Below are 22,085 nucleotides of genomic sequence, written 5' to 3'. Positions count from 1 at the left end.
AGTCTTCACGAGGGAGTGGGCATGGACGAGCTGCGCAGCAAGACGGTGACCTGGCACGATCCAATGGCCGGGGCGGCCGCGGCGACGCGGATGAACGGGCTGGACTACCTGCGGGCGATGCTGGACGGGACGATCCCGCCGCCGCCGATCATCACGCTGATGAATATGGAGCTCGGCGCGGTCGACGAGGGCCGGGTCGAGTTCCGCTGCTCGCCGGACGAATCGCACTACAACCCGATCGGGCGGGTGCACGGCGGCTTCGTCTGCACGGTGCTCGACTCGGCGGCGGGCTGCGCGGTGCAGTCGACGCTGCCGATCGGCGTCGGCTACACCTCGCTCGACCTCACCGTCAGCTACCTCCGCGGCCTGCACCAGGACAGCGGCGAGCTGCTCGCCGTCGGCACGGTCGTGAAGCCGGGCCGCCGCGTGGCGTTCGCGGAGGCGAGGGTGACCGACGCGCAGGGGCGCCTGGTCGCGACGGCCACGTCGACGCTGCTGGTGTTCCCGCTCGGCGAGAGCGCGTGAGCGCGAGGAGTCGTCAATCCTCGGATGCGCGCTCGCGCAGACGCTGGACCGCGGCCTCGAGCGCGGGCAGTTCCGTGGTCACCGTCGCCGCAAGGATGGCGTGCGTGGTGTCGAAGTAGCGGTGCGCGAGTCGGTCGCGCATCCCGGCGACATCTCGCCACGGCACCTCCGGTTCCGTCTCGAGAAGACTCTGCGGGAGATCTTTGACGGCCTCGCCGATCTCGACGAGGCGCATCCGCACGGCGTCGAACACCAGACCGTCGTCGAGTCCACCGCGGTCGAGGTGCGCTCGGATAGCCGCGGCAGCGGCAGCGATGTCGGCCAGACGATGGCGCGGCTCTCTGCTCACAGCGGCGTCAGGTCCGGCTCGATGGCGCGGCGCACGTGCTCCTTGAGCCCCTGCTCGGGGACGAGGTCGACGGGAGCGCCGAGGATGTCGCCCAGCTCGCGCTCGAGGCCTGCCAGACCGAGGACGCCGAGACCGGCTGGGATCGTCACGAGGAGATCGAGGTCACTGTCCGGGCGGTCGTCTCCGCGGGCAGTGGATCCGAAGATCCGCGCATCGGCGACGCCGCGACGACGCAGCGCCCGGCGGAGCTCGGCACGGTGGCGCAGGACCTGCCGCCCGACAGGCCCCGGGAGCGCCGAGGCCGGTGCGGCGCTCCGCTCGAGCGAGAGGTCGAGGGTGAAGCCTGCAGCCGAGAGGAGACGGCGCAACGTCGGGAGGGTCGGCTCTCGCGCGCCTCTCTCGTAGGCGCTGATCATGCTCTGGGCGACTCCGGCTCGCTCCGCCATCTCGCGCTGATGCAGTCCGGCCCGCGATCGCGCTTCGATCAGCAGGTCTCCGGTCTCCGTGCGCATGCAGCGAGCATATCAACGATCGCGTATGTCGGCATGGTGCTGCACCGCCGTCGCCTGGCATGAACGCGGGCCTGCCGCAAGTGGCAACGCGGGTTCCCGCGCTGTGGTCGCATGGAGGCCGGACGCAGCCGCTCGGGCGCCTCCCCGATGCGACAGGACCTGCATGCCCACGACCGCGAGCCGGCCGACGATCTTCGCCCTGCACGGGCTCGGCCTCAGCGGCCGCCTCTTCGATCCGCTCGCCCGCGAGCTCGCCGACACGGCGGAGGTGGTGGCGATCGATCTGCCCGGCTACGGCGACGCGCGCGACGCCGGCGACACCTCCCTCGACGCGATGACGTCCGCGGTGATCCGCACGATCCGCGAGCACGGCGCCTCGCGCTGGCTGCTCGTCGGGCACAGCATGGGCGGGAAGGTCGCCTCGCTGGTGGCCGCGCGCACGCTGTCGGGCCGCTCCGGACTCTTCGGGCTCGCGGGCGTCGTGCTGCTGGCCGGCTCGCCGCTCTCGCCCGAGCCGATGCCCGAGGAGAAGCGGAGCGAGATGCTCGGCTGGGTCGCCGACGGCCCCCTCGACGCGGAGCACGCGCGCACCTTCCTCGAGCAGAACATCGGCGGCGCCCTCCCCGCCGCCGAGGACCGGCAGGCGCTCGCCGATCTGCTCCGCTCCTCCCCCGCCGCCTGGCGCGACTGGCTGGAGACCGGCAGCCGCGAGGACCGCACGGACGTCGCCGATCTGCTCTCCGCCCTGCCCGCGCTGCTGATCGCGGGCGGCGAGGACGGCGACCTCGGCGCCGACGGCCAGCGCGCGACCAACGCCCGCAGCTACCCGCGCGCCCGCCTCCTCGAGCTGCCCGGCGCCGGCCATCTGCTGCCGATCGAGCGGCCGGTCGAGGTCGCCGCGGCGATCCGCGCCTTCTGGACCGACGAGGCCGGCACCGGACCGGCCGTGCCCGCCGACGTCGCGGAGACGATCCGCTCCAGCCGCACCACCTCCCGGATCCGCGCGCTCTTCGCCGAGCGCCTGCTCGCCGACGACCCGGCGTACGCGCCGAAGGCGCTCACTCCCGCCCAGCTGACGACGCTGCGCGCCGTCGCGGACCGGGTGGTCCCGCAGGACAGCGGAGACAGCGCCGCCCCCGGCCGGATCGACCTCGCCGCCCGCGTCGACGCCCAGCTCGCGGCCGGCCGCGGCGACGGCTGGCGCAACGCCGACCTGCCGAGCGACCCCGAGGCCTACCGCCTCGGCCTCGACGCGCTCGCCGGAGTCGACGACCTCTCCCCCGAGGAGCAGGACGCGCGGCTCGAGGCATTGGGCACCGAGCCGCTCGGCGCGTTCAGCGCGGAGCAGGCGAAGGCCTGGTTCGAGGACTGCCGCAACGACCTGGTCCGGCAGTGGCTCGCGCACCCCGCGAGCCTCGCGCGCATCGGCTTCGACGGCTACGCCACCGGCGGCGACGTCCTCCCGCTCCTGGGCTTCACCGCCCTCGGCGCCGACGCGCACGACACCTGGGAGCCCGGCACCCGCGAGCCCGGCACCGGCGAACCCAGCACCCCGCAGACCAGCACGAGGAACCCCCGATGAACACCACCGGCATGCGCCGCTACTCCCCCGACGAGGTCGTCGACGCCGTCGTGATCGGCACCGGCGCCGGGGGCGCCCCGATCCTGGCGACCCTCGCCGCGCGCGGCCTCCGGGTCGTCGCACTGGAGGCCGGACCGCACTTCGATCCGCTGACCTTCACCGCCGACGAGACCGAGGCGACCGAGATCAACTGGATGGAGGAGCGCCTCAGCGGCGGGAGCACGCCCACCGCCTTCGGCCCGAACAACAGCGGTCGCGGCGTGGGCGGCTCGACCCTGCACTGGGGCGCCTTCACCCCGCGCCCCGACCCGCGCGACCTGCTGCTGCGGACCGAGTCGGGCCTCGGCCGCGACTGGCCCGTGACGCACGCCGAGCTCGTGCCCTACCTGGAGCGGGCGGAGGCGACCATCGGCGTCTCCGGGCCGGCCGACTACCCGTGGGACCCCTCGCGCCGCTACCTGCAGGCGCCGGTGGACCGCAACGCCTCGGCCGAGATGATGCTGCGCGGCTGCGCGGCCCTCGGGATCCGCGCCACCGACGCTCCCGCCGCCGTCCTCAGCGCGGGCCGGGACCAGGAGGCGCACGGCGAGCGCGCCTCCTGCCGCAACTGCGGTCAGTGCCACCAGGGCTGCCGCACCGGCGCCAAGGGGAGCATGGACACCTCCTACCTGCCGCTCGCGGTGCGCGACGGCGCCGAGATCCGCGCGGAGTCCTTCGTGCACGGGATCGAGCTCGACGCGGCCGGGAAGGTCAGCGCCGTGCTCTACACCGCGGACGGGGTCGAGCGCCGGCAGCGCTGCTCCGCCCTCTTCCTCTGCGCCGGCGGCGTGGAGACGCCGCGGCTGCTCCTGCACACCGGCGTCGCGAACAGCAGCGGACTGGTCGGGCGCAACTTCCTCGCGCACGGCGCCACCCAGGTCTGGGGCACCTTCGACGAGGAGATGCGCGGCTACCGCGGCTACCCCTCTTCCGTGATCACCGAGGACACCGTGCGCCCGGCCGACGCGGACTTCGCCGGCGGCTACCTGATCCAGAGCCTCGGCACGATGCCGCTCACCCAGGCGACGTCGTTCGTCCGCGGCGGCGGGCTGTGGGGGCCGTCGCTGATGCAGGCGCTCGACGACTACCGCTTCATGGCCGGCGTCGGCATCAACGCGGAGTGCCTGCCCTCGGACGACAACCGGCTCGTGCTGACCGACGAGCTCGACGAGCACGGGGTGCCGAAGGCGCGGATCACCTTCTCGCCGGGCTCGAACGAGGAGGCGATCGACCAGCACGCGATCCGGACGATGACCGCGATCGTCGAGGCGGCGGGCGCGCGCAGCACCCGGGTGATCGCCCGCACGGCGCACACGCTCGGCACCTGCCGGATGGGCACCGACCCGGGCGACGCGGTGGTGGACGGCGACGGCCGCAGCTTCGACGTGCCGAACCTCTTCGTCTGCGACAACTCGGTCTTCCCGAGCGCGGTCATCGCGAACCCGGCGCTGCTGACGGTCGCGCTCGCGCTCCGCACGGCGGACCGCTTCCTCGCGGCGTAGGGGCGTCCTTTCCTCCCGCGAGATGCCACTTGTGCACGCTTTCGTCGGCGTGTCGCGTACTCAAGTGGCATCTCGCGAGGGGGATCGAGGGATTTACACGTCGGAAACTTCTCAGAAATCGCACAGCATCTGAGGGCGGTTGAGTGGGGGGACACCCCTCACCGATGGAGCCCGCATGCCCCTGTCCCGGCCGTCCACCCGCACCGCCCGCCGCGCCCTCGCCCTCGGCGCGGCGCTCGCCGCCACCCTCTCGCTCGTCGCCTGCTCCGGAGCGAGCGACGCCGCCTCCGGAGACGGCGGCGACACGGTCACCGTCACCGTCGGCACCCTCCGCGGCCAGCCGCACTTCTACCAGCCGTTCCTCTACGAGCAGTTCGCCGAGGAGGGCGTCGAGTTCGAGGTGATCACCCTCGACACCACGCCCGCGCTCAGCGATGCCCTGGTCGCCGGGACGATCGACTTCGCGATCTCGGGCGTCACCCCGACGATCGCCTCGATCGCGCAGGACCGGGACCTGAAGATCGTCGCGTCCGCCGCGGACGGCGGCTCGGGCTTCCTCGGCGGCGAGGGCATCTCCTCCGTCGAGGACCTGGCCGGCAAGAAGGTCGGCTACATCCAGGGCAGCGCCCAGGAGGTCGCGCTGCGCTACTACCTCGACCAGGCCGAGCTCACCGACGACGACCTCGAGCTGATCACGATCCCGGTGCCGGAGATGGCGTCCGCGTTCACCAGCGGCTCGATCGACGCGTTCTTCGGCGTGGAGATCGGCGTCTCGATCGCGGAGGCGGCCGGCGGCACCGAGATCGCCGACCCGTACGCGACGCCGATCGGCCGGGTGAACATCGGCCTGGTCACCACCGGCGCGATGATCGAGGAGCAGCCGGAGGTCGTGCAGAAAGTCGTCGACACCCACGCCGCGACGACCGCCTACATGGCCGAGAGCGTCGACGAGTGGCTGCCGGACATGATCGCCGAATTCGGCGGCGACCAGGAGGTGCTCGAGTCGGCGCTGGAGAACTTCTGGCTCCGCTCCGACCTCAGCGAGGAGTACCAGGGCCAGCTCGGCGCGCTCGCGACGCAGATGCAGGAGCTCGGCTTCATCGACTCCGCGCCCGCGATCGAGGACGTCGTCGACACGACGTTCGCGCCGGCGGCCTGAGCGGTCGGCCGATGACCACCACGACCCGCCCCGCCGAGGCGGCGACCGCCACCGAGCGGCTGTCGACCGTCCGGCGCCGGCGCCGCCCCGGGCGCAGCGGCTGGACGACCTTCCTGCTGGGCCTGCCCGTCCCGATCCTCTTCCTGCTGCTCTGGCAGTTCGGGCGGGCGGGCGAGTGGGAGCTGCCGTTCGGCATCCGGATGGCGTTCCTGCCCTACCCGGGCGACGTGCTGGTCTCGCTGATCGACTACGCCGTCGCGGGCTTGCGGAACGACGCGTTCAGCGGGCTGCTCTGGACCGACCTGGCGGCGAGCGCCGGCCGCGTCTTCGGCGGCTTCGCGCTCGCGACGGTGCTCGCGGTGCCGCTCGGGGTGCTGATGGGCCGGTACTACGCGATCAACTCGCTGTTCGATCCGTTCATCAACCTGTTCCGCCCGGTGCCGGCGACGGCCTGGGTTCCGCTGGTCGCGCTGCTGATCGGCTACGGCGACCAGGCGTCGATCTTCCTGATCACGCTGTCGGCGTTCTTCCCGATCGTGCTCGGCACGATCAGCGGGGCGCGCCAGGTGCCGCCGCGGCTGATCGAGGCGGCGCGGATGCTGGGCACCTCGCGGGCGGGAGTGCTCGTCCGGGTGGTGCTGCCGGCCTCCGCCGCCGCGATCGTGAACGGCATGCGCATCGGCCTCGGCCTCGCGTGGGTCGTGCTGGTGCTCAGCGAGACGACGGGCGTGAGCACGGGCCTCGGCTCGACGATCTTCCTCGCGCGCGACGTGGTGCGCACCGACCTGATCGTGGTCGGGATGATCTGCATCGCGATCGCGGGCTTCGCCTCCGACCGGCTGCTCCTGCTCCTGTTCCGCGTGCTCTTCGGCCGCCGGCCGCTCGTCAAGTGAGGATCCGATGACGCTCTCCACCCCCGCCCCCGGCCCCGTCGCTCCGGGCACTGCCCCGGCCCGCACCGCAGACGTCCACGTGCTCGATCTGGCGAAGCGCTACGACACCGCCGGCGGCGGCGTGCTCGCCATGGCCGACGTCTCGCTCGACGTCCGCTCGGGCGAGTTCGTCGCCGTGGTCGGCGCGAGCGGCTGCGGCAAGTCGACGCTGCTGCGCATCCTGGCCGGGTTCGAGGAGGCGACCGAGGGCGTCGTCGAGGTCGGCGGCCGGGCCGTCTCGGCGCCCGGCCCCGACCGCGGCGTGGTCTTCCAGGACTACGGGCTGTTCCCGTGGCTGAGCGTGCGCGAGAACGTCGCGTACGGACCGCGGCGGAAGAAGCTGGCGAAGGCCGCAGCCGCGGAGGTGACCGACCGCTTCATCGAGGCGGTGGGGCTCACCCGCTTCGCCGACCGCTTCCCGGGCGAGCTGTCCGGCGGCATGCAGCAGCGGGTCGCGATCGCGCGGGTGCTGGCGAACGAGCCGTCGCTGCTGCTGATGGACGAGCCGTTCGGCGCGCTCGACGCGCTGACCCGCTCCGATCTGCAGGTGGAGCTGAAGCGGATCCACCGCGAGACGGGCACGACCGTGCTGTTCGTGACGCACTCGATCGAGGAGGCGGTCTACCTCGCCGACCGTGTCGTGGTGATGACCGGCGGCGCCTCGCACGGCGTGCCCGGGCACATCAGCGAGATCGTGACGGTCGACCTGCCGGGCGAGCGCGACGTGACGGCGCCCGAGTTCAACGCGTGCAAGCGCCGCATCTCCGAGCTGGTGCACGCGCCGGCGTGACCCCCTCCCTGGCGCCCGCGAGATGCCACTTGTGCACGCTTTCCACGGCGTGTCGCGTACTCAAGTGGCATCTCGCGGAGGGGGACGGGGGAGGCTTCGGGGACCGTCTGAAGGAGGAGTCGTCGTGACCAGCACCGATCGCGCAGGCCGGATCGCCAGGAGCGCCCTTGCTGGGGTGCTGCTCGTCAACGCGGTGCCGCACGGCGTCGCGGCGCTGCAGGGGCGGAGGTTCCCCTCGCCGTTCGCCACGCCGCCGGGGCGCGGGCTGTCGTCGCCGCTCGTGAACGCGGGCTGGAGCGCGGCGAATCTCGTCGCCGGGCTGGCCGCCCTGCCGCGCCGCAGGTCGAGGCGCGCCGCGATCGTCGGCGCGGGCGCCATGGGCGTCCTCCTCGCCGCCTACTTCGGGAGCCTCGGCCTCGACTGACGTCCTCCTCCCCCGCGAGATGCCACTTGTGCACGCTTTCGTCGGCGTGTCGAGTGCGCAAGTGGCATCTCGCGGCACCGCGCAAGGGGCTCCTCCGCCCGGAACGGCGAGGGTGCGGCCAGCGCGATCGGACGGTGCGCCCGACGGTTCCCGCAGAAGGGGGGTCCGCGGATCGCTGAGAACGGGCGCAGGGGTGTGACCGGTCCTGGCACGCTGGGCGCAGGCTCCGTTCACGTCATCCCGAAGGGAAGCGATGCCCGTTCTCCAGCTGGTGCTGTACCTGGTCGACGATCCCGAGCAGAGGGCGCACGCCTGCACGTTCCACGGTGATCGCCACAAGCTCGCCCACGATCTGGAGACGCGGCAGTTCCTGCCGGTCGCGCGCGGGCCCGAGCAGTACAGCGTGGTCGCGGTGAACCGCATCCAACGCGTCGAGTTCGAGCGTGTCGACGCCGACGCGCAGGCGCTCCCGGACATCGTCGCCTGCTAGCCCGAGCGCAGGAGAGCGGATCGTTACCCGCTCGCCGCCCCCCGCACGCGAGGACGGGCGGTGGGGGACGATCCGCGACCCCCGTCGTCCGCTTCTCCGGGGGTCCGCCATGCCCGTCCCGTCCCGCTCGCTCCTGCGCACCACCGTCGCCGGCACCGCCCTCGCCCTCGGCATCGCCACCGTCCTGAGCGGCTGCGTCTCCTCCGACGAGCCCGCCGCCCAGCCGGCCGCGACGGTGACCGCCACCGCGACCGTCACCGCGACGCCGGCCCCCACCGCGACCCCCGCGCCGACCGCGACGCCCTCGACGCCCGCGGTCGCCGCGAGCCTGCTGATCGGCCCGACCTCGTTCTCGCTGGTGGACGCCACCGGCGCACAGCTGGGCAGCTGGGCCTACCGCGACGGCACCGGCGCGGTCGCGGCGCTCACCGAGGCGTTCGGCAGCGAGCCGACCGAGTCCGACGACGTCCCCTACGAGGGCTACCGCAGCCGCGCCTACACCTGGCCGGGCTTCGTCCTCCGGGACACCGAGGTCTACGACGCCGGCGGGCCGGAGCCGACGTACCCGGAGCCCGACTTCCTCCTCGAGGCCACGGCCGCCGCCGTCGGCGATGTCGCCATCAGCACCTTGGGAGGCGTCGCGGTGGGTGACGCCACCGCCGAGGTGGCGGCCGAGCACCCGGACAGCACCACCGACGGCGCCCCCGGATCCTTCCTCTTCGACACGACGCCCGTCGGCACCCTCGAGGGCTACGAGCTGACCAACACGGTGGGCGCGATCGCCGAGGACGAGGTCACCGTCTCGAGCCTGCGCGCGCCGTTCGTCAACTGGGGCGTCTGAGGAGTCACCGGCAGGCGATCGCGCTCAGCAGTCGCGGGCGCGGAAGCGCAGCGCGGTCAGCGCTGTCGAGTGCCAGCCCTGCTGACCGTCGTGCTGGCTCACGGTCAGCGTGCTCCCCGAGGGGAGGAGGTCGAACGCGAAGGTGTCGAAGCGGGGGTCGTTGACGAGGACGGGCTCGAAGAAGGTGCTGCGCCGGAACGGGTCGGCGACCGTGCCCGTGCCGACTCCCCGGTCGGGGCCCTGGGCGGAGATCGAGGTGGGCGCGAGGCTGAAGCCGACGGTGGTCCACCAGCCCGCCACCCAGGGGAGGGAGGAGTCCGAGAGCGACGTGATGTTCTGGAAGGTGAGCCGGACGTCGAGCGGGTCGAACGGCCGCCCGTCCGCTGCGAAGAAGCCGAACGTCAGCGTCTGCGAGTCGGACCCGGGCGACGGGGTCTCAGTGAGCGCCCCGGCCCGACGCTGGTTGAGCAGGAGCGTCCCGGTACCGAACGCGCCCGGCTCCCCGGCGCGCACGACCGTCTCGCTCGGCGGCGTGCCGGTCTCCTCCCCGATCCACACGGAGCCCTCCCCGGTCAGGTTGAAGCTCCGGCCCTGCGACTCGGTCGTGGTGCCCGGCGCGAGGACGGAGGTGATCCGCACCGTCGACACCGCTCCCCCCGGCGAGATCGCCGTGAGCACGGTCGGGTCGCTCGCGACGCTCGCCGGCGGGAACACCGTCGTGCTGAAGCACGTAGCGGGCGAGGCGGCGGCGAGCGGGGCGGCGACCGCCGCGCTGACGACGGGGACGCCCCACGCGGCGCTCGCGGCGACGGTGCGCCGGGTGGGGCCGTGCGGGTCGGGGCGGTACTGCGACATGCGGGATCCGTTCCGTGAGACCAGGAGTGCGGCCGGAGTCCGACCGGTCACCCCGGCAGCGTAGGAGCGGCGGTCGCGCGAGGGCGACGCTCCCCCACCGCTGGCGCGGAACGAGCGCTCAGCAGTCGCTGGTGCGGAAGCCGAGTCCGGTGATCGCGCTGTTGTGCCAGCCCTGGAAGCCGCCGAACTGGCTGTAGACGAGCGAGCTGCCCGAGGGGAGGGAGCGGAACGAGAAGGTGTCGTACCGCGGCGTGAGCGGGAGGGACCGCTCATCGGCGGTGGCGCGCCGGAACGGATCGGCGATCGTGCCGGCGCCGACTCCCGCATTCCCGCCGCGCGAGGAGATCGAGGTGGGCGCGACGCTGAGGCCGACGGTCGTCCAGGACTTCAGAGCCCAGTAGAGCCCCAGGCTGGTCGCGTCCGACAGGATGTTCAGGAAGGTGAGCTGGACGTCCACCGGGTCGAACGGCTTCCCGTCCGCGTCGAAGAACTACTCGATCAGCATGCTCGGCGGTGGGTCTCGTCTCAGGAGACCCATTCACGAAGGGGACGTCGGGCCCTCTCCCGGGCGGCGGGCACGGGCACGCCCGGCCCCGCGGCTCAGCGACCGCGGGTGGACGCGCGCTCGACGAGCTCCGGCGCGAAGACCCGGCGCCGGTCGACGACGCCGTCGCCCTCGGCGGATACCACCTCCTGCAGCAGGTCGACCGCCGACGCGCCGAACGACTCCTGCGGCGCGCGGATCGAGCTCAGCGGCACGATCGACGCCTCCGCGTACTCGATGTCGTCGTAGCCGATGAGGGCGATGTCCTCGGGCACGCGGATCCCCCGGCCGATGAGGACCTGCTCGAGGCCGATGGCCAGGAGGTCGTTGACGGCGAAGATCGCATCGGGGCGCGCGGCGGGCTCCCGGTCGGCGATCGCCTCGCCCACCTCGTGTCCCTCCGCGATCACGCGGTGCTGCACGTCGATCATCTCGAGGGTCGCGCCGGGCACCGCGGCGACCGCGCGGCTGGCGCCCGACAGGCGCTCGCCGACCTGCTGGATCGAGAGCGGGCCGCCGACGAAGGCCAGGCGGCGGCGGCCGAGCGCGAGCAGATGCTCGACCGCGAGGCGCCCGCCGAGCACCTCGTCGATCGAGACCGAGGGCTGGGTCTCGGCGGCCGCATGCCGGCCGACGAGCACGGTCGGCGTCCCGCGCGAGCGCACCGAGGCGAGGCGGTCCTCGATCGAGCCGTGCGACGCGACCAGCATCCCGCGCACCCCGTGCTCCTCGAACAGCTCGAGGTAGGCGTCCTCCCGCGAGGTCTCGCCGCCCGAGTTGGCGAGGAACAGCGACAGCCCGAGCTCGGCCGCGCGCCGCTCCGCTCCCTCCGCGATCATTGCGAAGAAGGGATTGGACACGTCGGGCGCGATGTAGGCGATGGTGGAGCTCTGCCCGAGCCGGAGCTGGCGGCCGGCGTTGTTGCGCACGAAGCCCAGCGCCTCGATCGCCTCCTGGATCCGCTTGGCCTTCGTGTCGGAGACGCGCGCGGGGTGGTTGAGGAAGTGCGAGACCGTCCCCATCGACACCCCGGCGGCGGCGGCGACGTCGCGGATGCCGACCCTGGTCATCGCTGTCTCCTCGTGCTGGCGGGCGCCGCGACGGGGCGTCGGACGGGCTTCGATGCTCTCACGCGACGCTCCCTACTCGCGGAGCGGTGACTCCGCCGGCGACTCCGGCAGCAGCGGCTCCGGCAGCGCGACGCCGTGCGCCTCCAGCGCCTCCGACACCACCTTCACCGCGTTGAGGGCGCGGGGGAAGCCGACGTACTGCACCGTGTGGATGACCGCCTCGACGATCTCCTCCGCCGTCGCCCCCGTGTTGACGGCCGCCCGGGTGTGCCCTCGGAGCTGCGCGTCCACCCCGCCGAGCGCGGTGAGGACTCCGAGGGTGATCAGCTCGCGCTCGCGCAGGGTGAGGCCGGGGCGCGAGTTGACGTCGCCGAAGTTGAACTCGAGGCCGTAGCGGGCGAGGTCCTGGGCGCGGCCGCGCTGCAGCGCGATCAGGCCGTCGGCCTTGCCCTCGCCGTAGACGGCGTCGAAGGCGGCTCGGCCGCGGGCGAGGCGCTCGGGGTCGGGAGTGGGCTGGGTCATGTCGGAGTCTCCTGGGATCACTAGATCGAGTGCCCGCCGTCGAGCGGCAGGATCACTCCGGTGATGTTGACGGCCGCCGGCGACGCCAGGAACACGATGGTCCGGGCGAGGTGCTCGGGCTCGCCGAGCAGCCGCGACGGGATCTGGTCGAGCAGCGCCGCGCGCCGCTCGGGGGTGTCGTTGTCCCGGCCGGGCGTGCGCTGCGCGCCGGGCGCGAGCGCGTTGACGGTGACGCCCTGGTCGGCGACCTCGATCGCGAGCGCCTTGGTGAGGCCGACGACCCCGGCCTTCGCGGCGGCGTAGGCGGTCGCCCCGCGGACGAGCCGCCCCCCGGCGACCGCCGCGACCGAGGCGATGTTCACGATCCGGCCGGACCTCCGCTCGAGCATGGCCGGCAGCACCGCGCGGGTGACCGCGAAGACGGTGTCGAGATTCCGCGACATCTGGGTGCGCCAGGTCTGCTCCGTCATCTCGTGGAAGAACGAGACCGCACCGCCGCCGGCGCCGTTGACCAGGACGTCGATCGCGCCGTCCTCCTCGATCACGGCGCCGAGGGCGCGCTGCACGGCGTCGAAGTCGGTCAGGTCGACCGCGACGGCGCGGGCGGCCCTGCCCTCCTCGCGCACGCTCCGGGCGACCTCCTCCGCTCCCGCCGCGTCGAGATCGACGACGACCACGTCGGCCCCCGCGCGGGCGAGCTCGCGGCAGACAACCCGTCCGAGCGCTCCCGCGCCACCGGTGACCAGGGCGCGCTGCCCGTCGAGTTCCATGCGATGTCTCTCCGATCCTCGTCGTGCGCCGCCGGAGCGGCCATCGGGCTCCAGCGCCCGGACGACGCTTCATCGTTCCGCAGCTTTTGAAACGTGTCAAGACAGTCTTGACAGCCCGTGCAGCCGTCGGTAGCCTCCTGAATTGTAACGTTTCAAACAATGCCCGCTCGGCATCGCCCGTTCGAAACGCCGTTGCACCTTTCAAGGAGGAAATGTGTCCCGCTCTGCAGAATCCCGCGGACGTCGCTCCCGCTCGGCCCTCACCGGGCTCGTCGCCGGCACCGGAGCCGCCGTGCTGCTGCTCACCGGCTGCGCCTCCGGCGACGGCGGCGGCTCGTCCGAGTCCGGCGCCGCCGGCTCCTTCTCGGTCCTCACCCCGGCCGAGAACTCGATCATCCGCGACGAGCTCGCCACCCTCGGCGAGGGCGCGTGCTCCGCCGAGAACGAGGCGATGCCGCTCGACAGCCAGACGGTCGCCCAGGCCGACGTGGTGCAGAAGATCACGCTGCTCGCGAGCCAGGACGCGCTGCCGACCAGCTTCGTCGCCGGCACCGCGCAGGTCCGACCCGACGGCGACCTCGGCAAGAACGACCTCATCGTCGACTACGAGGAGAAGCTCACCGAGCTCGGCGTCTGGGACGACGTCCTCCCCGCCGCCCGCTCGACGATCACCTCGGTCTACGGCGGCATGGTCTCGCTGCCGTTCCAGTACAACGTCGAGGGCATCTGGTACAACAAGCAGCTCCTGGCGGCGAACGGCATCGCCGAGCCGCAGACCTGGGACGAGCTCGTCGCCGCGCTCGAGACGCTGAAGGCCGCCGGTGTGGTCCCGCTCACCGAGGCCGGCAGCCAGGGCTGGCCGCTCACCCGCCTGATCGGCAACTACCTCTTCCGCTCGATCGGCCCGGACGCCATGAAGGACATCCAGTCGGGCGACGCGAAGCTCACCGACGCCGAGTACGTCGAGGGCGCACAGGCCGTCGCCGACCTCGGCAGCGCGGGCCTGTTCGGCGAGGGCGTCACCTCGCGCGACACCGACACCGCCAACGCCCAGTTCCTCACCGGCGAGGCCGCGATGACCTACAACGGCTCCTGGTTCCTCGCGAACCTCAACGACCCCGCGCAGAACCAGATCGGCGAGGAGAACGTCGGCTTCCTCCCGTTCCCGAACGTCACGGGTGGAGCGGGCGACAGCAGCCAGTGGCCCGCCAACGCCGGAGCGGCGACCGCCACCTCGACGAAGGCCTACGACGAGGGGGTCGGCGACTGGCTGACCTGCATCGCCGAGAACTACGGCTCGAGCGTGCTGCAGAACCAGGGCGTCATCTCGGGCTTCGCGCTGAACGAGGAGGTCACCGACGTCCCGCCGCTGACCACCACGGTCCAGGAGTACGTGAACGAGGCGGACGAGACCGTGCTCTGGTTCGAGGCCCTCTTCGATGCGAAGACCACCTCGGACGCGCAGACCAACGTCTCGCTGCTGGTCTCGGGCGGCATGAGCGCCGAGGACTACATGTCGGCCCTCCAGGCCGACCTCGACCAGGCGCAGTGATCCCGAGCGGGCCGGCGGCTCCTCCCGCCGCCGGCTCGCGTCCTCTCCCCTCACCCTCCCCCGCGTGCACGCCCTGCGCGCACGTCGAAAGGACAGCGCTTCCGTGAACAGCGTCCTCGGAGACAAGAAGGCGATCCTGATCCTTCTCGGACCGGCTCTCGCCGTCTACACGCTCATCAAGCTCGTCCCGGTGCTCTGGTCGCTCGGACTCACCTTCTTCACCGGCAATCCGCTCAGCGGCTTCGAGTTCTCCGGCGGCGAGAACTTCCTGCGCTTCCTGCAGGACCCGCAGGCGCTCGAGGCGCTCTGGTTCACCGTCCGCTACTCGCTCGTGATCACCGCGGGGCAGGTCGTGCTCGGCTACGCGCTCGCCCTGCTGTACGTCTTCGTGCTGAAGAACGCGTCCTCCTTCGTCCGGACCGTCGTGTTCTTCCCGACCGTGCTGCCCACGGTCGCCGTCGCGCTGCTCTTCAAGAGCATGTTCGCCGTCGGCGGCCAGGAGGGCCCGGTCAACGCGGGACTCGGGTTCCTCGGTCTCGGCAGCATCGACTGGTTCGCGACCGCCGAGGGCACCTTCGCCGTCGCTGTGATCATGGAGCTCTGGCGCTCGATGGGCTTCTTCGCGATCCTGCTCTACGCCGGCCTCGTCGACATCCCGGAGGAGACGCTCGAGTCGGCCCGGCTCGACGGGGCGACCGGCTGGCGCCTGGTCTCCTCGATCGTGCTGCCGCTGTCGCTGCCGGTGCTGCTGTCGTCGGTGATCTTCAGCTTCAACAGCACGCTCAAGGTCTTCGACACCCTGCTCGCGCTGAACAACGGCGGACCGGGCAGCTCGACGACACCGCTGACGCTCTACATGTACCGCACCGTCTTCAGCTACTCGGACTACGGCTACGGCTCGACGATCGCGCTGGTGCTGACGATCATGTGCTTCCTCGTCACCCTCTTCATCTTCCGCTCGTCGCGCCGTGACAACACGAAGGAGGCCTGAGGTGTCCACCGGAACCCTCTCCCGCCCCGCACCCCGCACCCGCCCCTCGGTGCCGGCCGGCCCGCACCGCCGGGTCCGCAGCCTCGGTCGCGGCACGCGGCGCTGGATCGGCCGCGTGCTGATCGGCCTCCTCGTCGTCGTCGAGGCGTATCCGATCTTCTGGATCGTGATGGGCTCGTTCAAGACGCAGAACGAGTTCTTCGCCAATCCGACCTGGGCGCTGCCGCAGAGCCTCGACTTCTCGAACTACGTCTCGGCGCTGACGGAGGGCGACCTGGCGACGAACCTGCGCAACAGCGTCCTGGTCACCGTCCCCTCGCTCGCCCTGATGATCATGCTCGGCGTCGCCGCCGCGTTCGCGCTCGAGGTCCTGGTCTGGCGCGGCCGCAACACGGTGCTGCTGCTCTTCATCGCGGGCATCATGATCCCCGGCCAGATGATCCTGGTCCCGCTGTTCACCGTGTACTTCCGGACCGGGCTGACGAACTCGCTCTGGCCGCTGATCATCACCTACACGGTGATGGGGCTGCCGCTGACGGTGTTCCTGATGACGGCCTACTTCCGCGCGATCCCCCGCGAGATCTTCGAGGCCGCCGCGATCGACGGCGCGAGCATGATCACCGCCTTCTGGCGGGTCGGCGTGCCGATGATGCGCAACGCCATCATCACGATCGCGCTGGTCGAGTTCTTCGCGGTCTGGAACGACCTGCTGATCGCGCTGACCTTCACGACGAACGACGAGCTGGCCACGGTGCAGGTCGGGCTGCTGAACTTCAGCGACGAGTACGGCTCGACGCAGTACGGACCGCTGTTCGCCTCGATCAGCATCAACATCCTCGGGATGCTCGTGCTCTACCTCTTCCTCAACAAGCAGATCATGGCCGGCCTCGCCGCCGGCTCCGTGAAGGGCTGACGGATGCACGCGCCCTCCCCTTCCCCGCGAGATGCCACTTGTGCGGGCGACACGCCGTGAAAGCCGTGCACAAGTGGCATCTCGCGGAGGAGGCGTACTGGGAGGATCCCCGGCCCGGTGAGGGGCGGCGGCGGCCCCGGGCGGACGTGCTCAGCGACGCCCCGCGGCTGCGGCTCGACGGGGACTGGCGCTTCCGGCTCGCGCCGACCGCGCACGGGACCGGGCCGGGGTTCGCGGATCCGCTGCTCGACGACGCGGACTGGGACCTGCTGCGCATCCCGTCGCACTGGGTGCTCGAGGGCCACGGCGACCCGCTCTACACGAACACCGCGTTCCCCTTCCCGCTCGATCCCCCGCACCTGCCGGAGGAGAACCCGACCGGCGACCACCGCCTGCGCTTCGAGCTCCCCGCCGGCTGGCCGGAGGGCGGCCGGACCGTGCTGCGCTTCCAGGGTGTCGACTCCTGCGGTGCCGCCTGGCTGAACGGCGAGCCGCTCGGCTGGTCGACGGGCAGCCGGCTGCCCTTCGAGTTCGACGTCACGGTGCCGCTGCGGCGCGGCGAGAACCTGCTCGCCGTCCGGGTGCAGCGCTGGTCGGCGGGGAGCTACCTCGAGGACCAGGACATGTGGTGGCTGCCGGGGATCTTCCGCGAGGTCGAGCTGCTCTGGCGCCCGGACGGCGCGGCGGACGACGTGCTCGTCACCGCCGACTACGAGGACGGCACGGGCACCCTGCTGGTGCGCGCGCTGGACGAGGCCGGCGGCGAGCTGCCCGGCGTGGTGCGGCTGCCCGAGCTGGGCCTCGAGGCCCCGGCCGGCGAGAGCGTCCGGCAGCCGGTCGAGCCGTGGAGCGCCGAGTCGCCGCGCCTGTACCGCGGCACGCTCGAGGTCGCCGGCGAGCGGATCGAGCTCGCCGTGGGTTTCCGCACGGTGCGGATCCGCGACGGCGTCTTCACCGTCAACGGCGCCCCCGTCCGCCTGCGCGGCGTGAACCGGCACGAGCACGACCCCGATCGCGGCCGCGCTCTCGACGAGGCGACCATGCGCCGGGACATCGAGCTGATGAAGCGGGCGAACGTCACGGCGGTGCGCACCTCGCACTACCCGCCGCACCCCGCCTTCCTCCGCCTCTGCGACGAGCTCGGGCTCTGGGTGCTGGAGGAGTGCGACATCGAGACGCACGGCTTCATCTACGCGGGCTGGCAGGGCAACCCGCCGACCGATCCGCAGTGGCGCGACGCCCTCGTCGACCGCATCAGCCGGATGGTCGCGCGCGACCGCAGCCACCCGAGCATCGTCATCTGGTCGCTCGCGAACGAGAGCATGGTCGGCGAGTCGTTCGACGTGCTCGAGCGGGTCGTGCGCCGGCTCGATCCGAGCCGGCCGATCCACTACGAGCGGGATCCGAGCTTCCGCAACTCCGACTTCTCCTCGGCGATGTACCCCGCGCTGGAGGAGCTCGAGGCGATCGCCGAGCGGCGGGAGCCGACCCCCGAGGGCGTGGTCCCCGGCTCGCCCGACGACGCGCGCCGCCGGCGCCTGCCCTTCGTGCTCTGCGAGTACGGGCACGCGATGGGCAACGGCCCGGGCTCGCTCGACGAGTACCAGCGGATCCTCGAGTCGTCCGAGCGGATGGCCGGCGGCTTCGTCTGGGAGTGGATCGACCACGGCTTCCGCGCGACCGCCGCCGACGGGTCGGAGCACTTCCGGCACGGCGGCGACATCGACTTCCAGCCCAACGGCGGCAGCTACTGCATCGACGGGCTGCTCTTCCCCGACCGCACCCCCTCGCCCGGCCTCGCGTCACTCAAGCGGGCGATCGCGCCGGTGGCGATCGACGTGGCGGAGGGGGCGATCGCGATCCGCAGCCGGCAGGACGTCGTCGACACCGCGGCGCTGCGCTGGCGCTGGCGGATCGAGGACGACGGGGCGCTGCTCGCGGAGGGCCTGCTCGACGTCCCCGCTGTGCCGGCCCGCGGGAGCGTCGTCGTGCCGTTCACGGCGCCGGTCGCGGGCGTCCTCACCGTCTCGGCCGAGCTGGCCGAGGCGGCGCCCTGGGCGCCCGCCGGCCACGAGGTGGCGTGGGGGCAGCGGCTCGACGTGCCGCCCTCCGCCGAGCGCCGCAGCTCCGCGCGGGTCGACGACGAGGAGGGGATGCTGCGCCTCGGCGACGCCCTGCTCGACCCGCGGACCGGCCGGCTCGTCTCCCTCGGCGGCGTTCCCGTCGACGGCCCCCTCGTCGACCTCTGGCGCGCGCCGACCGAGAACGACCGCGGGCAGGGGACGCTGAACGCTCTCGCCGCGAGCTGGTCGGCCGTCGGCCTCGACCGCGTCCTGCACCGCACCGTCTCCGTGGAGCGCGACGAGCACTCCATCACCGTGACCACCCGGAGCGGACCGGCGACCCAGACGCTCGCCGCGCTCAGCCGCCTGGTCTGGACGGCGGAGGAGGGGGCGCTGCACCTCGCCGCGCGCTTCGCGTTCACCGGCGCCTGGCAGGACACTCCGCACGGCCACCACTCGGTGACTCCGCCGCGCCTGGGCCTCCGCCTGACGCTCCCGGGCGGCTACGCGGACGCCGACTGGCTCGGCCGCGGTCCCGGCGAGTCCTACGCCGACACCGTCGACGCCGTCCGCTTCGGCCGCTTCGCCGCGAGCATCGACGCCCTGCAGACGCCGTACGTCGTGCCGCAGGAGAACGGCAACCACGTCGGCACCCGGCGGCTGACCCTGACCGGGCCGGGACTGCCGCCGCTCGTCGTCACCGGCGACGGCTTCGACTTCACCGCCCGCCGCTGGACGAGCGAGGCCCTCGCCGCCGCCGCGCATCCCCACGAGCTGCGCGACTCCGGCCACGTCGTGCTCGACCTCGATGTCCGCCAGCAGGGCGTCGGCAGCGCCTCCTGCGGCCCGGCGCTCCCGGAGCGCTACCGCATCCCTCTCGAGGACGCGTCCCTGGAGCTGACCTTCCGCCTCGGCTGACGCTCCGCGCTCCCGGGCGTCTCGCGCCGTCGTACGCCCCCCTGATGTCGGGCGAGCGAGGGATTCGATCGCTCGCTTCGCGCTGATCCGACGGGGCTGTGTCCGCTGAGGCGGGTGCCGCTCAGCGGCGGCGCTCGAGCTCCGCCTCGGCGCGCCAGAGGTGCGCGGGCTCCCAGCCGAGGGCCTCGCGGGCGCGGTCGATCGAGACGACCGTCTCGAAGCCCTCGAGGGGGCGGGTCAGCGGCACGTCCGGGAAGGCTCCGGCGACCAGCTCGGCCGAGGGGATCGTCAGGCCGGTGTCGGAGGCGGCGATGTCGTAGACGGCGAAGCCGGGCTCGCCGACCTCCAGGGCGCGCGCGATCGCGCTCGCGCCGTCGCGGGCGTCGACGTAGCTCCACAGCAGTTCGCGGCGGTAGGCCGGGTCGCCGGCGCGCTCGACGAAGCGGGAGTACTCGCCGGCCCGGGTGATGTTGGTGAAGCGCAGCGCGGTGATCGAGCAGTCCCGGTCCCAGCGGACGAGCTGCCGGGCCATCGCCTCCTCGAGGACCTTGACCAGGCCGTAGGTGTTGTTCGCGCGGTCGCCGTCCTCCTCCGTGAGCGGGAGGGAGGCGGGCGGCTCGGCGAAGGGGAAGCCCATCGCGGTGATGCTGGAGGTGTGCACGATCCGCTTCACTCCGGCCCGCAGCGCGGAGTGGAACAGGTTGAACGAGACGGTCATGTTGGCGTGGAAGGTCGCCGCGTCCGGGACCAGGCCGTTCACCGGGATCGCCGCGAGGTGGACGATCGCGTCGACTCCGCTGTGCCGCGCGGTGATGCCGAGCACGGCGTCGAGCGCCTGGCCGTAGTCGGTGAAGTCGACGCGGGTGAAGGGCACCGCGACCGTCGGCGGCGTCAGATCGAGGCCGATCGGCTCGTGGCCGTCGGCGAGCAGCCGCTCCAGGGTCGCGGTGCCGAGCGTGCCGGAGCAGCCGGTGACGGCGATGCGCATGGGGGTCCTCTCTCGGGGGTCGGGCGGGGTCGGGCGTCAGCGTACGGGGAAGTCCGCGGGCAGCGGGAGGGCCGGGACCTCGTGCCCGGCGGCGTCCGACTCGTCGGCGTGCAGGTGCCCGGTACGCCCGCCCGCCGGCAGACCGGTCTCGGTGAAGAACCCGCGGAGCGGCTCGTAGACCGCGACGATGTCGTGCACGTCGCCCGCCCGGGTGAGCACGATGTCGCCGGCCTGGACGTAGCGCTCGGCGCCGTCGACGAGGATCCGCCCCTTCCCCTCCGCGAAGAACCACACCTCGTGGTCGTCGTGGTGGTGCCGGTCGAACCGGCCGCCCTCCAGCGGCATGGCGAAGCGGCCGAGGGTGCCGACGGCGCACCACTCCGGCCGGTCGCCGGGGTGCAGCCAGGTGCCGGGCTCGTAGACCGGCATCAGGCCTGCGCCCAGCGCGGAGCGGTGCCGGGCTCGAGGATCCGCGCGCCGGGCAGCTCGTCGAGTCCGGTCTCGGCGCCGCCGGGCGTGTAGACGACGAGGAGTCGCAGCGGCCGCCAGGTGGTGTTGTAGGTCGAGTGCACCGTGTCGCGCGGGATGTGCAGGGCGTCGCCCTCGCGGATCGCGAAGGCCGGGCCGTCGCCGACGGTCTGCTCGCCCTCGCCCGAGACGACGTAGATGACCTCCTCCTCACCGGGGTGGCTGTGCGGGTCGTGGCCCTGACCGGGGTAGATGATCACCTCGCCGGTGGTCAGGCCGACGGGTCCGTCGAGGTGCGGGGTGACGAGCCACTTGATGGTGCCCCAGTCGAAGACGCGGGTGGGCACGTCGTCGGGGCGGCGGCCGGACTGCGCGGACGGGACGGACGGAGTGGCCGGCGCAGACGGAGCGGCCTGCGCGGACGGGGTGGCGGGCGGTGTCGTGGTCACGGGGTCTCCTTCGAGGTGAGCGGGATGCTGGTGAAGTCGACGAGCTGCTGGCGGATCGCCCGCTCGGTCGGCAGGCGCTCGACGGAGGAGGCTCCGAAGAAGCCGGCGACCCCCGTCGTGTGCTGGAGGACGTACGCCGCGTCGGCGGGCTCGGCGATCGGGCCGCCGTGGCAGAGCACGATGACGTCGGGATTCACGGCGACCGCCGCGTCGCGCAGCTCCTGCACGCGCGCGGCCGACTCCTCGAGCGAGAGCGCCGTCTGCGCGCCGATGCTGCCGCTGGTGGTGAGGCCCATGTGCGGGACGAGGACGTCGGCGCCGGCCTCCGTCATCGCCACGGTCGACGCGACGTCGAAGACGTAGGGGGCGGTGAGCAGGTCGCGCTCGGCGGCGAGCCGGATCATCTCGACCTCGAGGTCGAAGCCCATGCCGGTCTCCTCGAGGTTCTGCCGGAAGACTCCGTCGAAGAGCCCGACCGTCGGGAAGTTCTGCACACCCGTGAAGCCGAGCCGCGCCAGCTCGTCGAGGAAGACCTCCATCCGCCGGAACGGATCGGTGCCGCAGACCCCGGCGAGCACCGGGGTGTCGCGGATGATCGGCAGCACCTCGCGGCTCATCTCGACGACGATCTGGTTGGCGTCGCCGTAAGGCAGCAGCCCCGAGAGCGAGCCGCGGCCCGCCATCCTGAAGCGGCCGGAGTTGTAGATGATCAGCAGGTCGGCTCCGCCGGCCTCGGCGGCCTTCGCCGAGATCCCGGTGCCGGCTCCCGCGCCGATGACGGGTCGCCCCGCGGCGATGGTGCGGCGGAGGCGGGCGAGTGCGGTCGTGCGGTCCATG

Annotated in this window: 24 protein-coding genes; 13 read left to right on the top strand and 11 right to left on the bottom strand. The window is 72.7% G+C overall.

Annotation, left to right across the window (positions count from 1 at the left end; genetic code table 11):
• Positions 1-21 precede the first annotated feature (21 nt).
• The gene (locus tag C1I64_RS19010; protein ID WP_127888301.1) at positions 22-525 is read left to right on the top strand and encodes a PaaI family thioesterase; all 504 of its coding nucleotides are present in this window, start codon (positions 22-24) and stop codon (positions 523-525) included.
• A gap of 13 nt (positions 526-538) precedes the next feature.
• Here C1I64_RS19010 and C1I64_RS19005 read toward each other — a convergent pair whose 3' ends face one another.
• Together C1I64_RS19005 and C1I64_RS19000 are read right to left on the bottom strand one after the other, a co-directional pair.
• On the bottom strand, positions 539-874 hold the full coding sequence (locus tag C1I64_RS19005) for a HepT-like ribonuclease domain-containing protein (RefSeq protein ID WP_127888300.1): 336 nt from the start codon (positions 872-874) through the stop codon (positions 539-541).
• Positions 871-1,386: an XRE family transcriptional regulator gene (locus C1I64_RS19000; RefSeq protein ID WP_127888299.1), complete on the bottom strand. Its 516-nt coding sequence runs from the start codon at positions 1,384-1,386 to the stop codon at positions 871-873. The genes C1I64_RS19005 and C1I64_RS19000 overlap by 4 nt, the downstream gene beginning before the upstream one ends.
• A gap of 163 nt (positions 1,387-1,549) precedes the next feature.
• On the opposite strand from C1I64_RS19000, the gene C1I64_RS18995 reads away from it, so the two are divergent.
• The 8 genes from C1I64_RS18995 (at position 1,550) to C1I64_RS20255 (ending at position 9,145) form a co-directional block, all read left to right on the top strand.
• Positions 1,550-2,968, top strand: a complete 1,419-nt coding sequence (locus tag C1I64_RS18995; RefSeq protein WP_164874602.1) for an alpha/beta hydrolase — start codon at positions 1,550-1,552, stop codon at positions 2,966-2,968.
• Positions 2,965-4,509: a GMC family oxidoreductase gene (locus C1I64_RS18990; protein WP_127888297.1), complete on the top strand. Its 1,545-nt coding sequence runs from the start codon at positions 2,965-2,967 to the stop codon at positions 4,507-4,509. Before C1I64_RS18995 ends, C1I64_RS18990 begins: the two co-directional genes overlap by 4 nt.
• A gap of 175 nt (positions 4,510-4,684) precedes the next feature.
• On the top strand, positions 4,685-5,668 hold the full coding sequence (locus C1I64_RS18985) for an ABC transporter substrate-binding protein (RefSeq protein WP_127888296.1): 984 nt from the start codon (positions 4,685-4,687) through the stop codon (positions 5,666-5,668).
• 11 nt (positions 5,669-5,679) lie between these two features.
• Positions 5,680-6,561, top strand: a complete 882-nt coding sequence (locus C1I64_RS18980; protein WP_123444763.1) for an ABC transporter permease — start codon at positions 5,680-5,682, stop codon at positions 6,559-6,561.
• A gap of 7 nt (positions 6,562-6,568) precedes the next feature.
• On the top strand, positions 6,569-7,390 hold the full coding sequence (locus C1I64_RS18975) for an ABC transporter ATP-binding protein (protein WP_127888295.1): 822 nt from the start codon (positions 6,569-6,571) through the stop codon (positions 7,388-7,390).
• Between the two features lie 124 nt (positions 7,391-7,514).
• Entirely contained in the window at positions 7,515-7,814 is a 300-nt protein-coding gene (locus C1I64_RS18970; RefSeq protein ID WP_208110558.1) for a hypothetical protein, read from the top strand.
• Positions 7,815-8,067: 253 nt separating this feature from the next.
• Complete coding sequence (locus C1I64_RS18965) at positions 8,068-8,304, top strand: hypothetical protein (RefSeq protein WP_127888294.1); 237 nt, start codon at positions 8,068-8,070, stop codon at positions 8,302-8,304.
• Between the two features lie 109 nt (positions 8,305-8,413).
• Positions 8,414-9,145, top strand: a complete 732-nt coding sequence (locus C1I64_RS20255; RefSeq protein ID WP_164874601.1) for a hypothetical protein — start codon at positions 8,414-8,416, stop codon at positions 9,143-9,145.
• 24 nt (positions 9,146-9,169) lie between these two features.
• Here C1I64_RS20255 and C1I64_RS18960 read toward each other — a convergent pair whose 3' ends face one another.
• The 5 genes from C1I64_RS18960 to C1I64_RS18940 all read right to left on the bottom strand — a co-directional run bounded on the left by C1I64_RS18960 (position 9,170) and on the right by C1I64_RS18940 (position 12,906).
• Positions 9,170-10,000 (bottom strand): hypothetical protein, encoded by an 831-nt coding sequence (locus C1I64_RS18960; protein WP_127888293.1) that lies wholly within the window; start codon positions 9,998-10,000, stop codon positions 9,170-9,172.
• Between the two features lie 118 nt (positions 10,001-10,118).
• Positions 10,119-10,457, bottom strand: a complete 339-nt coding sequence (locus C1I64_RS18955) for a hypothetical protein (RefSeq protein WP_127888292.1) — start codon at positions 10,455-10,457, stop codon at positions 10,119-10,121.
• Between the two features lie 143 nt (positions 10,458-10,600).
• Positions 10,601-11,614, bottom strand: a complete 1,014-nt coding sequence (locus C1I64_RS18950; RefSeq protein ID WP_123444736.1) for a LacI family DNA-binding transcriptional regulator — start codon at positions 11,612-11,614, stop codon at positions 10,601-10,603.
• 72 nt (positions 11,615-11,686) lie between these two features.
• On the bottom strand, positions 11,687-12,136 hold the full coding sequence (locus C1I64_RS18945) for a carboxymuconolactone decarboxylase family protein (protein ID WP_127888291.1): 450 nt from the start codon (positions 12,134-12,136) through the stop codon (positions 11,687-11,689).
• Between the two features lie 20 nt (positions 12,137-12,156).
• On the bottom strand, positions 12,157-12,906 hold the full coding sequence (locus C1I64_RS18940) for an SDR family NAD(P)-dependent oxidoreductase (protein WP_123701526.1): 750 nt from the start codon (positions 12,904-12,906) through the stop codon (positions 12,157-12,159).
• A gap of 214 nt (positions 12,907-13,120) precedes the next feature.
• Here C1I64_RS18940 and C1I64_RS18935 point away from each other — a divergent pair, with 214 nt between their 5' ends.
• From C1I64_RS18935 to C1I64_RS18920, 4 genes are all read left to right on the top strand, one after another.
• On the top strand, positions 13,121-14,458 hold the full coding sequence (locus tag C1I64_RS18935; RefSeq protein ID WP_127888290.1) for an ABC transporter substrate-binding protein: 1,338 nt from the start codon (positions 13,121-13,123) through the stop codon (positions 14,456-14,458).
• Between the two features lie 103 nt (positions 14,459-14,561).
• Positions 14,562-15,449, top strand: coding sequence for a carbohydrate ABC transporter permease (locus tag C1I64_RS18930; RefSeq protein WP_123444732.1), 888 nt, complete (start codon positions 14,562-14,564; stop codon positions 15,447-15,449).
• Between the two features lies 1 nt (position 15,450).
• Positions 15,451-16,362 carry a carbohydrate ABC transporter permease gene (locus tag C1I64_RS18925; RefSeq protein WP_243586059.1) on the top strand — a complete coding sequence of 304 codons (912 nt, stop codon included), beginning with the start codon at positions 15,451-15,453 and terminating at the stop codon, positions 16,360-16,362.
• A gap of 65 nt (positions 16,363-16,427) precedes the next feature.
• Positions 16,428-19,343 carry a glycoside hydrolase family 2 TIM barrel-domain containing protein gene (locus C1I64_RS18920; RefSeq protein ID WP_127888289.1) on the top strand — a complete coding sequence of 972 codons (2,916 nt, stop codon included), beginning with the start codon at positions 16,428-16,430 and terminating at the stop codon, positions 19,341-19,343.
• Positions 19,344-19,464: 121 nt separating this feature from the next.
• On the opposite strand, the gene C1I64_RS18915 is transcribed toward C1I64_RS18920, so the two are convergent.
• The 4 genes from C1I64_RS18915 to C1I64_RS18900 are packed head-to-tail and all read right to left on the bottom strand — an operon-like array spanning position 19,465 to position 22,084.
• Positions 19,465-20,331 carry an NAD-dependent epimerase/dehydratase family protein gene (locus tag C1I64_RS18915; protein ID WP_127888288.1) on the bottom strand — a complete coding sequence of 289 codons (867 nt, stop codon included), beginning with the start codon at positions 20,329-20,331 and terminating at the stop codon, positions 19,465-19,467.
• A 36-nt stretch (positions 20,332-20,367) separates the two neighbouring features.
• On the bottom strand, positions 20,368-20,760 hold the full coding sequence (locus C1I64_RS18910; RefSeq protein ID WP_127888287.1) for an AraC family ligand binding domain-containing protein: 393 nt from the start codon (positions 20,758-20,760) through the stop codon (positions 20,368-20,370).
• Complete coding sequence (locus C1I64_RS18905; protein WP_127888286.1) at positions 20,760-21,248, bottom strand: cupin domain-containing protein; 489 nt, start codon at positions 21,246-21,248, stop codon at positions 20,760-20,762. The genes C1I64_RS18910 and C1I64_RS18905 overlap by 1 nt, the downstream gene beginning before the upstream one ends.
• A complete protein-coding gene (locus C1I64_RS18900; RefSeq protein ID WP_123734777.1) occupies positions 21,245-22,084 on the bottom strand; it encodes a phosphoenolpyruvate hydrolase family protein in 840 nt (279 codons plus the stop codon). Before C1I64_RS18900 ends, C1I64_RS18905 begins: the two co-directional genes overlap by 4 nt.
• Position 22,085 lies beyond the last annotated feature (1 nt).

This window comes from Rathayibacter festucae DSM 15932 (genome assembly GCF_004011135.1).
Taxonomy (GTDB): domain Bacteria; phylum Actinomycetota; class Actinomycetes; order Actinomycetales; family Microbacteriaceae; genus Rathayibacter; species Rathayibacter festucae.
This window is presented reverse-complemented; position numbering and strand designations above follow the sequence as displayed.